Annotated in this window: 15 protein-coding genes; 7 read left to right on the top strand and 8 right to left on the bottom strand. The window is 70.3% G+C overall.

Annotation, left to right across the window (positions count from 1 at the left end; genetic code table 11):
• From QM638_RS14405 to QM638_RS14375, 7 genes are all read right to left on the bottom strand, one after another.
• The coding region (locus QM638_RS14405) for an ATP-binding cassette domain-containing protein (protein WP_415142832.1) at positions 1-257 on the bottom strand (257 nt) is incomplete at its 3' end.
• A 133-nt stretch (positions 258-390) separates the two neighbouring features.
• Positions 391-1,251: a class II fructose-bisphosphate aldolase gene (locus QM638_RS14400; RefSeq protein ID WP_415142830.1), complete on the bottom strand. Its 861-nt coding sequence runs from the start codon at positions 1,249-1,251 to the stop codon at positions 391-393.
• Positions 1,248-2,153 carry a 1-phosphofructokinase family hexose kinase gene (locus QM638_RS14395; protein ID WP_415142828.1) on the bottom strand — a complete coding sequence of 302 codons (906 nt, stop codon included), beginning with the start codon at positions 2,151-2,153 and terminating at the stop codon, positions 1,248-1,250. The genes QM638_RS14400 and QM638_RS14395 overlap by 4 nt, the downstream gene beginning before the upstream one ends.
• Before the next feature lie 17 nt (positions 2,154-2,170).
• Positions 2,171-2,485 (bottom strand): hypothetical protein, encoded by a 315-nt coding sequence (locus QM638_RS14390; protein WP_415142826.1) that lies wholly within the window; start codon positions 2,483-2,485, stop codon positions 2,171-2,173.
• 4 nt (positions 2,486-2,489) lie between these two features.
• Positions 2,490-3,389, bottom strand: coding sequence for an SIS domain-containing protein (locus QM638_RS14385; RefSeq protein WP_415142824.1), 900 nt, complete (start codon positions 3,387-3,389; stop codon positions 2,490-2,492).
• Positions 3,386-4,354 carry a carbohydrate kinase family protein gene (locus QM638_RS14380; RefSeq protein WP_415142822.1) on the bottom strand — a complete coding sequence of 323 codons (969 nt, stop codon included), beginning with the start codon at positions 4,352-4,354 and terminating at the stop codon, positions 3,386-3,388. The genes QM638_RS14385 and QM638_RS14380 overlap by 4 nt, the downstream gene beginning before the upstream one ends.
• A 27-nt stretch (positions 4,355-4,381) precedes the next feature.
• Complete coding sequence (locus tag QM638_RS14375; protein WP_415142821.1) at positions 4,382-4,693, bottom strand: hypothetical protein; 312 nt, start codon at positions 4,691-4,693, stop codon at positions 4,382-4,384.
• Between the two features lies 1 nt (position 4,694).
• On the opposite strand from QM638_RS14375, the gene QM638_RS14370 reads away from it, so the two are divergent.
• From QM638_RS14370 to QM638_RS14340, 7 genes are all read left to right on the top strand, one after another.
• A complete protein-coding gene (locus QM638_RS14370; RefSeq protein WP_415142819.1) occupies positions 4,695-5,900 on the top strand; it encodes an ABC transporter substrate-binding protein in 1,206 nt (401 codons plus the stop codon).
• A 103-nt stretch (positions 5,901-6,003) separates the two neighbouring features.
• Positions 6,004-6,873, top strand: a complete 870-nt coding sequence (locus QM638_RS14365) for a carbohydrate ABC transporter permease (protein WP_415142817.1) — start codon at positions 6,004-6,006, stop codon at positions 6,871-6,873.
• A 1-nt stretch (position 6,874) separates the two neighbouring features.
• Positions 6,875-7,756: a carbohydrate ABC transporter permease gene (locus QM638_RS14360; protein WP_415142815.1), complete on the top strand. Its 882-nt coding sequence runs from the start codon at positions 6,875-6,877 to the stop codon at positions 7,754-7,756.
• Positions 7,753-8,766, top strand: coding sequence for a D-2-hydroxyacid dehydrogenase (locus QM638_RS14355; protein ID WP_415142814.1), 1,014 nt, complete (start codon positions 7,753-7,755; stop codon positions 8,764-8,766). The genes QM638_RS14360 and QM638_RS14355 overlap by 4 nt, the downstream gene beginning before the upstream one ends.
• A 2-nt stretch (positions 8,767-8,768) precedes the next feature.
• Complete coding sequence (locus QM638_RS14350) at positions 8,769-9,527, top strand: DeoR/GlpR family DNA-binding transcription regulator (protein WP_415142812.1); 759 nt, start codon at positions 8,769-8,771, stop codon at positions 9,525-9,527.
• Positions 9,528-9,557: 30 nt separating this feature from the next.
• Positions 9,558-9,863, top strand: a complete 306-nt coding sequence (locus QM638_RS14345) for a hypothetical protein (RefSeq protein ID WP_415142811.1) — start codon at positions 9,558-9,560, stop codon at positions 9,861-9,863.
• Positions 9,860-10,555 carry a polysaccharide deacetylase family protein gene (locus QM638_RS14340; RefSeq protein WP_415142809.1) on the top strand — a complete coding sequence of 232 codons (696 nt, stop codon included), beginning with the start codon at positions 9,860-9,862 and terminating at the stop codon, positions 10,553-10,555. The genes QM638_RS14345 and QM638_RS14340 overlap by 4 nt, the downstream gene beginning before the upstream one ends.
• A 2-nt stretch (positions 10,556-10,557) precedes the next feature.
• On the opposite strand, the gene QM638_RS14335 is transcribed toward QM638_RS14340, so the two are convergent.
• Positions 10,558-11,337 (bottom strand): hypothetical protein, encoded by a 780-nt coding sequence (locus QM638_RS14335; protein ID WP_415142807.1) that lies wholly within the window; start codon positions 11,335-11,337, stop codon positions 10,558-10,560.
• Between the last annotated feature and the right edge of the window lie 15 nt (positions 11,338-11,352).

Raw genomic sequence — 11,352 nt, 5'->3', positions numbered from 1 at the left:
TAGTTCTGGAAGACCATCGCGATGTCGCGATCCTTGGGCGGGACGTTGGTGACATCCCGGTCGCCGATCAGGATGCGGCCGTCGTTGACTTCCTCCAGCCCGGCGAGCATCCGCAGGGTCGTGGACTTGCCGCAGCCTGACGGCCCGACGAGCACCATGAACTCACCGTCCGCGATCTCCAGGTCGATGCCCTGGACCGCCGGGGTGGGTGCATCGGGATACCAGCGCTCGGCCTTCTCGAATGTGGTGGACGCCATCGTGAACGCTCTCCTTCACCGGCAGGTACGTGCCGGACGATCCGTGGTCAGGAAGTGCCGCGTCGTTGCGACGGGGCCGCCGGGAGCGGCGGGACAGGCGTGGGCGGCTCAGTGCCCAGGGATGGTCACCGCGTCATCGCGGCGGCTGATCGGACAGTACGGCGAGGACCTGGCAGACGGCCGTGTGCATGGCCTCGCGTGCGCTGGCGAGGTAGCGGCGCGGATCCACCAGCTCCGGCTCCGCGGCCAAGGCGGCGGAGACCGCACCGGTCATGGCCACGTTGAGGGCGGTGCCCACGTTGACCTTCGCGATCCCCGCACGCATGGCGGCGCGTAGCTGGTCATCGGGTACGCCGGACGAGCCGTGCAGCACCAGTGGCACCGGCACCGAGCCAGCGAGCCGGGCGACGAGAGCGGCGTCGATGACGGCGGTCCGAGTGGTCATCGCATGCGAGCTGCCCACGGCGACGGCGAGGGCGTCCACGCCGGTCTCGTCGCAGAACGCCGCGGCCTCGTCGGGGTCGGTGCGCACGCCGGGGGCGTGCGCGCTGCGGGGCGCGTCCGGCTTGCCGCCGACGTAGCCGAGCTCGGCCTCGATCCACAGGCCGTCCGCGCGGGCGATCCGGACCGCCTGGCGGGTGGCGGCCAGATTGTCGGCATAGGCCAGTGCGCCGGCGTCGTACATCACGGAGGCGAAGCCGGCGCTGGCGGCCTCGGCGAGCAGGTCGAGAGAGGTGACGTGGTCGAGGTGCATGCTGACCTTGGCGCCGGCGGTCCCGGCGATCTCCACGCAGGCGGCGGCCAGGGGGCGCAGCCGGCCGCCGTGGTAGGCGACGGCGTTCTCGCTGACCTGCAGGATGACCGGCTGCCCGGTGGCCTCGGCTGCGGCGGCGACCGCCTCGGCGTGCTCGAGCGTGATGACGTTGAAGGCACCGACGGCCGCGCCCGCGGCGCGGGCGTCGGCGACCAGGTCACCCGTGCGCGCCAGTGTCATCGGGAGGCCTCCTCGACCAGCACGTGTGTCTGCAGGCGCGCGGTCACGGCGTCGTCGATGTCGCCGGCCACGGGAGCAGCGACGGCTCCACCGGCCACCGCGACGGCGCGCCGCAGCGTCTCGCGCGGGGGGATGTCCTCGGCCAGCCCGAGCGCCAGCACGGCGGTGACGGCGTCGCCGGCACCGGTCGGGTTGCCGGACACGGGTGCGTCGGGGCGCGCGGTCCAGCGCGCGGCGTCGCACACCGCGGTGAGGCCGTGCGCACCGTCGCTGACCACGGCGGCCCGCGCACCGGCCAGGACCAGCTGCTCGGCGCACTCCAGGGCGCCACCGGCGGTGTCGAGGGCGTCGCGGGCCTCGGCGAGGTTCGGGGTGACCACAGCGGGGGAGGCGGGCAGGGCCGAGGCCAGCGCCGCGCCCGCGGCGTCCAGGACGACCGGCCGCGCTCCGCAGGCCTCGATCAGCTGGGCGTAGCCGTCGACCGGAGCGCCGGGCGGCAGGCTGCCCGCCAGCACCACGACGCTCACCCCGTCGGCGATCGCCTGTGCGCGGAGGGTCTCGACCATCAGCCGCCACTCGTGGGGGGAGACCTCGGGCCCGGGCTCGTTGAAGACGGTGGCACCGGACCCGTCGGTGACGGCGACGCTGGTCCGGGTGGTGCCGGCCAGTGGCACGTTGTGCAGGGCGATGCCGGCACGCTCGAGGTCGGCGGCCACCTCGCTGCCGGTGCTGCCGCCGAGCGGTGCCAGCAGCAGGGTCGGTCGGCGGAGGTGGTGCAGGACCCGGGCGGTGTTGACGGCCTTCCCGCCGGCACGCCGGTGCACCCGGACGACCGGATGCACCTCGCCGTGCCGGAGCTCGCCGACGCCGTACGTGACGTCAAGCGCGGGATTGGGGCACACACAGAGGATCACGAGGATCAGAGCCCCGGCTCCGCGACCAGCCACTGGGACCACACGGTGTCCTCGTCGCGGTCCCAGGCGGTCGCGACAGCGGCGCGTGCGGCCAGCCGTGCTGCGCGCATCGCCGCCGGGTCGCGCGGTCCGCCGTGCAGCACGACCACGGGCCAGGCGGCGGGTCGGATGCCGAGGGTGCCGGTGCGGGCGTCCACGGTGGTGACGAACACGTCGTCGGGCGTCAGGCCGAGGGCCTCCGCGACGGCGGCCGCGACCGTACGGACCGTCTGGGGCTCGGCGGCACCCAGCGGTGGCGCGGTGATGGTCACGACGGGCATGGCGTCAGTGCAGCTGCACCGAGCGGGCCAGGTGCCGGGGATGGTCGGGGTCGCGGCCCTGCTGGTGGGCCAGGGCCACGGCCAGACGATGCGCGGTGACCAGTTGCGCCAGCGGATCGAGGTCGGGCACCAGCACGTCCGCGCCGGTCTCCCGGATCGGGCCGCTGACGAAGTCGGCCGTCTCGGTCATGCACCACACCAGTGACCCCTCGCCGGCGACGGCCAACGGCCCATGCTGGTACTCCATGAGTGCGTACGCCTCGGTCCAGTAGCCGGCGGCCTCGCGGCACTTCAGGGCCGCCTCCTGGGCGACCCCGATGGTCCAGTCGTGGCCGAGGAAGACCACGTGGCGGGGGAGCGGCTCGGGGAGCGGCGCCTCCAGGGCCGCGCGAGCGGCGTCCGGCAACCCGGAGAGGTCCTCCCCGAGCGAGGCGCGCAGCAGCAGCAGTGCGGAGGAGGCGAAGCGGGTCTGGACGACCGACTCCTCGTCGGCGTAGTCCAGCAGGATCAGGTGGTCGCACAGCTCCGCGATGGGGGTGCCGGCCTCGCCGACGATGCCGATGACGCGGGTTGAGCGGTTCGCCTTGTGCTCGCGGATCACGTCGGCGACGTCACTGGTGGTGCCCGAGCGGGACAGCACCACCAGGGTCTCGTCGTCGTCGACGTACGGGATCTCCGAGGCGATGGCGGCTCGAGTGCGTCCGAGATCGGCGGAGTTCCGCAGCCGGGAGTAGGACTCACCCACGTAGTAGGAGGTGCCGCAGCCCACGAAGAGGACCGGCTCGCCCGGCGCGGGCAGCAGCCGGGAGTGCTCCGGGGCCTCGGCGAGCACGCGCTCCCAGATCTCGGGCTGGCTGGCGATCTCGCGACGGGTGGCGGACCCGGTCGCGGCGGTGCTGGTCATGCGATCTCCTCGGTGGTGAGCTGATTGGCCAGCAGTTCGGCGTGTTCGGGGCTCGCCAGAGCGCCGACGCCACCGAGGCCGGTGACGGCGACCGCGCCGCAGGCGGCGCCGCGGGCGAGGGCACGGTCCGGGCTCTCCCCGGCCAGGAGGCCGGCCAGGAAGCCAGCGTCGAAGTTGTCACCGGCTCCGGTGGAGTCCACGACGTCCACCGGGGCCGCGGCCACGCGCCATCGGCCGGCGGGCCCCACGTGCGCGGCGCCGCGGGTGTCCATCTTCACGGTCACGGCGGGCCCGTGCGCGGCGATCGTGGTGGCGGCGGCCAGCGGGTCATCGGTGACGTGGCCCATGGCGCCGGCGATGGCGAGGCACTCGGTCGCGTTCGGTAGCAGGTGGTCGACATGCCCCAGCACGCCTGCGATGGACTGCCACTTCTCGGCAGGATCCCAGCCCGGGTCGACAGACGTGGTGACCCCGTCGGCGCGGGCGGCGTCGAGCAGCTCGACGAGCCCGGCGTGCAGGCCTTGCTGGAGGTAGAAGGAGGACACGTGCACGTGCCGGACCGCGGCGAGCAGCGCACGCGGGACCTGGTCGACGGTGAGGGCGGCCATGGCACCCGGGAAGGTGAGCAGGGCGCGGTCACCGTCGTTCCCGGACAAGACGACGGTCATCCCGGTGGCCACGTCCGGACGGACCGCGACGGCGTCGGTGTCAACGCCTTGCCCGGCGAGCATGCGGAGGGCCGCCTCGCCGGCCAGGTCGTCGCCGACGACGGCACACAGCGCGGTGGGCCGTCCCTGCGCCACGAGCGCCGAGGCAGTGATGGCGCCAGAGCTGCCGAGGGCGAGGGCGGCCTGCTCGACGAGCTGTTCGGCTTGCCCGAACCGTACGGCGGATACGCCGCGAAGGACGACGTCGGGGTTGAGCTCCGCGAGCACGAGTACGTCCGGGGTCTCAGTCGTGGTCACGGCGTTCCTCTCAGTAGGCGGGTGGCCCTACTTAAGCAGATCACGGCTGAAACACGCAAATATGATCAATCTGTCGCGCACTATTGACGGAATCGGCTCAAAATGCCAGAGTTTCGCCTCACCAGCAACGAGCCGGCCCGGCAGCGTCGCACAGTCGGTCTCGTTCCCAAACGTGCCCTTGATGGGGGAGCCTGCCGTGCCCATTTCTCGTCGTTCACTTCTGGGTGGTGTCACCGGCACCGCCGCGCTGCTCGGTCTCAGCGCCTGTAGCTCAGTCCACTCTCGGTCCACCAGCACCAGCACGTCGGCCTCGGCCGGTAGCCAGGCGAGCATCGGCAAGGTGACAGGCAATCTGACCTTCGCCTACTGGGGCGGCAGCGACGGCGAGGAAGCCGGCTTCGCCTACGCGAAGAAGAAGTTCGAGTCGGAGAACCCGGGCGCCACGGTGACCCTCAAGGCGGTTCCCTACGCCAGCTTCTTCTCCAGCATCGACCGCGGCATCCAGGCCGGCAACGCCCCCGACATCTTCCGCGTCGACTACACGACGATCGGCAAGTACAGCAAGAACGGCGTGCTGCTCGACGTCAGCCCGTACTTCAGCACGGACGAGATCGACGCCTTCCTGCCGGCGATGTGGGGTGCGATCCAGTACGACGGCGTGCCGTACGGAGTCCCTCACCAGACCGACACCACGTGCATCGTCTACAGCAAGTCGGCTTTCGAGACGGCGGGCATCACCTCCGTGCCGACCACGCTGAAGGATGCCTGGACGTGGGACGAATTCTCCGAGGTGGCCGCCAAGCTGCGCTCCAGTCTGGCCAGCAACAAGTTCCCCTTCGCCTACGACTGGACGTTGGCCGGCGCCTATCGGTGGAACTCCTGGCTCTACCAGGCCGGCGGCACCCTGCTGACCAGTGACCTGAGCGCGAGCGCTCTGCCCAGCGACGCCGCCACCAAGGCGCTCGACTACACGAAGTCGTTCTTCACCAAGAAGTGGGTCCCGGCGACCAACACGATCAAGACGTCGACCTACTCCGACAACTTCTTCCTCGACCAGACGGTCGCGATGAGCTTTGTCGGCGACTTCCTCGTGCCCGAGCTGGCCGCGGCCAAGACCGGCTACCAGGGCGGCGACTGGGGCGCCACCTTCCTGCCCCAGGATGCCGGCACCGGCGCCGACCTCGGTGGCAATGCGATCGTCGCGCTCAAGGACACCAAGGACCCCGAGCTCGCGGCCGCGTTCCTCAAGACCCTGGTCAGCGAGGACTGCATGAAGTACTTCTGCGAGCAGGCCGTCGAGCTGCCCACGCTGCAGAGACTGGCCAGCGAGAAGCTGAAGTACGCCTACCGTCCCGACGTCGTGGCAGTCTGTGCCGAGCAGGCCACCACCATCAGCGACACCATCGTCGCCGAGACGACGGTGGGCGGCTTCGCCGACATCAACACCGCCCTGCAGAACCAGCTGGAGTTGGCCTTCCACGGCCAGTCCACCGAGAGCACGTTGAGTGCGCTCTCGACCCAGATCAACAAGGCGCTCAGCTCCTAAGGTGTCGACCGTGGGACAGACAGCAACCCCTGTGGAGCCTCCCTCGGCGATCGGCTCGCGGCCCAGCCTCGCGGGCCGATCGTCCCGACGGCGGTTCGCACGCGTGCAGGCCACCACCGGAGCGATCTTCCTGCTGCCCAACGTGGTGCTGGTGGCTCTCTTTCTGCTGTTGCCGCTGGTGCTCGCGTTCATCATCAGCACCGAGAGCCTGGGGTCGTTGGGCGACGCCCAGTTCCTCGGGATGAACAACTACCTCGACCTGATGCGGGACTCCGTCTTCTGGGAGACGGTGAAGAACACCGCCGTGTTCACCCTCTTCACCGTGCCCGTCGGGATGGCGATCGGGCTGGGCGTCGCCGTACTGCTCAACGGGGTGCTGCCCGGCCGTACCGTGATGCGCACCATCATCTTCTTGCCGATGGTGATCTCCGGCGCGGCCACCGGCGTGCTGGGGGCGTGGACGTTCAATCAGTACAACGGCTTCGTCAACGATCTGCTCACCTCGATCGGTCTGCCCGCCGTGGAGTGGCAGTCCAACGGGACCTGGGCCATGGCCTCGATCATCCTGGTGACCCTGTGGCAGCGGATCGGCTTCGACATGCTGATCTACCTGGCCGGCCTGCAGGCGATCGACACGGACATGATCGAGGCCGCCCAACTGGACGGCTCATCGGCCTGGCAACGGTTCCGCTACGTGATCCTGCCGATGCTCGGTCCCTCGACCTTCTTCCTGCTGATCATGAACATCATCTACTCGTTCCAGATCTTCGACGTGGTCTGGGCCATGACGGCGGGCGGCCCGGACTACTCCACCACCACCGTCGTCACCTACGCGTACCGCGAGGCCTTCGACGACCACGGCCCGCAGGAGCTCGGGTACGGCGCCGCGGTGGGCGTGGTGATCTTCGTGATCACCCTCGTGGTGACCCTGCTGCAGTGGCGCTTCAGCCGCAACCGGGACCAGGTGGCCTGACATGGCGGACGTCCCGATGACCAGTCTGGCCCGCGCGAGGGCCCGGGCCCGCAGGCGCAACCGCCGCGGCGGCTTCTTCTGGGTCCGTCTCGTGGTGGCCGTCGTGGTCACGCTCGTGATGCTGTTTCCCCTGTACTACATGGTGCTCACGGCGCTCTCGCCCCAGACGGACCTGTACCGCACCGGCGTGCACCTGTGGCCCAGCCACTGGACGCTGGCCAACTTCCGCGACCCCATCGAGCAGTTCCCGGTGTGGCGATGGTTCCGCAACTCCACGGTGATCACCCTGGCCGTCACGGCGATCACGGTGGTGACCAATCTGCTGGCCGGCTACGCCTTCGCGAAGCTGCCCTTCCGCGGTAGCAACGCGCTGTTCCTGCTGCTGCTGTCCACGATGATGATCCCGGTCCAGGCGATCATGGTCCCGCAGTTCCGGCTCTCCATCCACCTGGGCCTCTACGGCAACGTCTGGGCGGTCATCCTGCCCGAGAGTGCCACCGTGTTCGGGATCTTCCTGGCCCGGCAGTTCTTCCTGGCCGTGCCGGACGAGCTGATCGAGGCCGCCCGCTGTGACGGCGCCGGGCAGTTGCGGATCTTCCTGCAGATCGTGCTGCCCCTCTGCAAGCCGCTGATCGCCGTGCTGGTGCTGCTCACCATGATGTCGGAGTGGAACTCCTTCGCTTGGCCGCTGGTCGTCCTCTTCGGCAACGACCAGTTGTTCACGCTGCCGATCGGGATCGTGACGGACCTGCAGGGTCAGTACACGTCCAACTACGGAGCCATCATGGCGATCAGCTTGCTGATGATCCTGCCGATGGTGGTCCTCTTCGTGGCCTTCCAGCGCTATTTCATCCAAGGCATGGCTAGGAGCGGCATCAAGTGACGCTCTACCTCTCCACGCTCGACTTCGATGCGGCGTGGCTCGATCTGGTTCGCAGCCGTGTGCCGGGGGTGGAGGTGCGCCAGATCCGCGCCGCCACGGCCGACGACATACCCGACGCGGTGTGGCGTGAGGTCGAGGTGCTGCACACCTCCGCGGTGCTGCCGGACCCCGGCGCCGCCCCGCGGCTGCGCTGGGTGCAACTGGACACCTCAGGGGTCGACCACGTGGTCGGCACCCCACTGTGGGACTCGCGGGTGGACATCACGACCATCGGCGGAGTCTCGCCGGTGCCGCTGGCGGAGTACGTGATCTGCATGATCCTCGGCTTCGCCCACCGGCTGCCCGCGCTGCTGCAGGCGCGCGAGACCCGGACGTGGCCGGACGCCCAGGAGCGGTGGCGGACCATGCTGCCAGCGCGGCTCTCCGGCGCGACCGTCACCATCGTCGGTTACGGCAGGATCGGCCGTGAGATCGGTCGCCTCGCCCGAGCGCATCGCATGGACGTCGTCGGGGTGACTCGCAGTGGCGCCATCGACCATGCCCGCGACGGCACCCAGGCGTCTTTCGGCGAGCGCGTCGACCACGACGGTGTGGAGGTCGTCGATCCCGGACGGCTGCACGAGGTCCTCGGCCGCAGCGACTACGTGGTCGTGGTGGTGCCGTTGACCACCGAGACGCGGGGGATGATCGACGCGGCGGCGCTCGCGGCCACCAAACCCGGAGCCACGCTGGTCAACGTCGCGCGCGGCGGCATCGTCGACGAGGAGGCGCTCCTCGCGGCGTTGCGCTCCGGTCACCTCGCTGGTGCCGCCCTCGACGTCTTCGACGTCGAGCCGCTGCCGGCCGACTCGGTCTGGTGGGACGAGCCGAATGTCTTCGTCACGCCACACGCCTCGGGCCTTGCGCCCAGCTACGCCGAGCAGGTGCTAGACATCGTGACATCGAACCTCGCCCGCTTCGAGCGGGGGGAGCCGTTGCTCAATCTCGTCAATCGCGATCGGGGGTACTGACGATGCTCAGTCTGGAGAGGCAGCGGCGGGTGCTGCAGCTGCTGCGGGAGAACGGGTCCGGGAACGTCGCGGATCTCGCACAGTCACTGGGCGTGAGCGCGTCCACCGTGCGCCGCGACCTGCGAGAGATGGACGACCGCGGGCTGCTCTCCCGCGTGCACGGGGGCGCCAGCCTGCTCAACGCCGACCTCGAGCCCGGGCTCATGTCGCGCAGCATCGAGCACAGCGACGAGAAACGACGGATCGGCGAGGCCGCGGCCGCCCGGGTCCCCGACGACTCCACCGTGCTGATCACCGGTGGGACCACCACCGAGGCGATGCTGCCGTTCCTCGCCGGCCGGCAGGGCATCACGGTGCTCACCAACGGTCTCAGCATCGCCACCCACCTCTCGATCTATCCCGAGATCTCGGTCGTGGTGCTCGGCGGGGTGCTGCGCCACGAGGAGATGTCCCTGCTGGGCAGGATCGCCGAGCAGGCCCTCGCCGAGTTCCAGGTCGACGTCGCCTTCTCCAGCGCCTACGCCATGAGCGCCGAGCACGGCCTGTCCGGTGCGCACGTCAACGAGGCCGGCACCGATCGACGGATGCTGCAGACCGCAGACCGGCTGGTCGTGCTGGCCGACTCGACGAAGTTCGCCCGGCGGGGTCCCGTCCGGCTGGCGAGCGTCGACCAGATCGACTGCCTCGTCACCGACTCCGCCACCCCGAGCGACGACCTCGACACGCTGCGCGGGCGCGGCGTCGAGGTCGTCATCGCCTGACCCGCCCGCCTCGATCCCCAGGGAGAGCCCATGCCACCCGAGTCCGACACCATCTCCGCCGAGCTGGCGCTGCTGCGCGAATGTCAGGACCGCGTGCTCGAACGCGAGGGCATCCCGATGGTGCTGGCGCTGGTCGACGAGCGTGGCACCGCCCCCGCCGCCCCGGCTGTCACCGATGCCGACGTGCTGACGGACGGCGCCGCGCTCGCCGACGCGATGACGGGCTACCGCGACGCTCTTGTGCCCAGCTCCCGCGACGACGACATGGGCTGCCTGATCACGGTGCTGCAGACGACGTCGTACGCCGACTTCGGCCGCGAGGGGGTCCAGCTGTGACCGCGGCCACCGCGTTGTCCTACTCCGCCCACCACGATGCGGTCGCGGGCGGCCGGTTCATCCGCGTGGTCAACTACCACAACACGCCGCACGCCAGCCGGGACGCGCTGTGCCAGGAGCTGAGGACCTTCGGCACCCGCTTCGACTCCATCGGCCTCGACGAGCTGGACCGGTTCTTCGAGACCGGCAGCTGGGGCACCGACCGCCCCGGATTCCTGCCCGTGTTCTACGAGGGTTACCGCAACAGCGCCGAGGTCGCGGGGCCGGTCTGCGACGAGCTCGGGATCACCGGCTGGTTCCCGGTGTGCACGGGCTTCGTCGACTCTCCGGTGCCCGAGCAGGAGGCCTACGCGCGCTCCCATCACATCGGCCTGGTCGCCGAGGATCTGGCCAACCGCGGCCAGCGTCTGGCGATGACGTGGGAGGAGATCACGGACCTGTCCCGGCGCCACGTGGTCACTCCGCACACGGCGTCCCACTACGGGATCAACGACGTCGCCACCGACGAGGAACTGGAGCGGGAGATCGTGGAGCCCAAGCGGCTGATGGACGCGGTCACCGGCCAGTCCGCGCCGGCGTTCGTGTGGCTGCATGGCACCCCGTGGGGGATGAGCGCCCGCCACGACGATGCGGTCCGTGCGGCGGGCTACCGCTATCTGATCAGCAACACCATGATCCATCGGATCGGCTGACCTCAGCCGCGTCGATGCACTCTGTCCTCCGGTTCGGTCCAGACGGTCGAGGTGATCGTGCGGGGCTGCGGCCAGGCATCGTCGGTGCGGCCGGTCCAGGCGTGCGCGAGTCGGTCCCCGCGGCGCACCAGCAGGTCGGTCCGGCCGCCGTCGAGGGTGGTCCGGGCCGCTGCGGCCGCATCGGCCTCGATGCCCGTCTCGACGATGCCCCGTTCGCCCTCGAAGCGGACCCTGCCGTCCTGCACGCGCACCGTCCAGCCGTCGGGCATGCGTCGAAACTCCTCCCACGCCGCGGGTGGCGCCGGCGTGGCCGCCCAGGCCGGCTCGGGATAGCCCTCACCGCGCAGCCACAGCGTGCGCCCGTCGGTGGTGGTGATCATGGTGGTCATCGCGCCGGCGAGCTCTCGGATGGGTGCCACGGCCGCTGCCGCCGGTTCCAACACCCCGCCGGCCACGAAGCCCCGCTCGGGACACCAGAACATGCGTCGGGCGGTGTCGCCGCCGAGCAGCGTGACCTCGAGGAAGCGTGGCCCCGCCTCGATCTGACTGATGGTGACGGCAGTCAGGCGATCGTCCGTCTCCACGTGCAGGCCGCCGCTCCAGCAGCCGACGGCGGCACCGGAGCGCTCGTCGTGCTCGTCGGCGTTGAACCAGAGCACCCAGAATCCGGTGTCGACGGCCGGCACGACGAGCTCCAGGTTGCCGCGGGTGCCGTAGGCGCCCTGAGTGAGACCGGGCAGGCCGCCCACCGGCGGCAGGTCGACGGAGACCAGTGACGTCATTCAGTCAGGATCGCT

This window comes from Nocardioides sp., assembly GCF_047606145.1.
Taxonomy (GTDB): domain Bacteria; phylum Actinomycetota; class Actinomycetes; order Propionibacteriales; family Nocardioidaceae; genus Nocardioides.
The sequence above is the reverse complement of the archived record's forward strand: the minus strand, read 5'-3'. Positions and strand labels throughout refer to the sequence as shown.

What these genes read in the sequence shown, in the direction of transcription:
- QM638_RS14400 (WP_415142830.1), bottom strand. Translation starts at nt 1,251, where the DNA reads ATGACACTGGCGCGCACGGGTGACCTGGTCGCCGACGCCCGCGCCGCG.
- QM638_RS14390 (WP_415142826.1), bottom strand. Translation starts at nt 2,485, where the DNA reads ATGCCCGTCGTGACCATCACCGCGCCACCGCTGGGTGCCGCCGAGCCC.
- QM638_RS14385 (WP_415142824.1), bottom strand. Translation starts at nt 3,389, where the DNA reads ATGACCAGCACCGCCGCGACCGGGTCCGCCACCCGTCGCGAGATCGCC.
- QM638_RS14360 (WP_415142815.1), top strand. Translation starts at nt 6,875, where the DNA reads ATGGCGGACGTCCCGATGACCAGTCTGGCCCGCGCGAGGGCCCGGGCC.
- QM638_RS14350 (WP_415142812.1), top strand. Translation starts at nt 8,769, where the DNA reads ATGCTCAGTCTGGAGAGGCAGCGGCGGGTGCTGCAGCTGCTGCGGGAG.
- QM638_RS14345 (WP_415142811.1), top strand. Translation starts at nt 9,558, where the DNA reads ATGCCACCCGAGTCCGACACCATCTCCGCCGAGCTGGCGCTGCTGCGC.
- QM638_RS14335 (WP_415142807.1), bottom strand. Translation starts at nt 11,337, where the DNA reads ATGACGTCACTGGTCTCCGTCGACCTGCCGCCGGTGGGCGGCCTGCCC.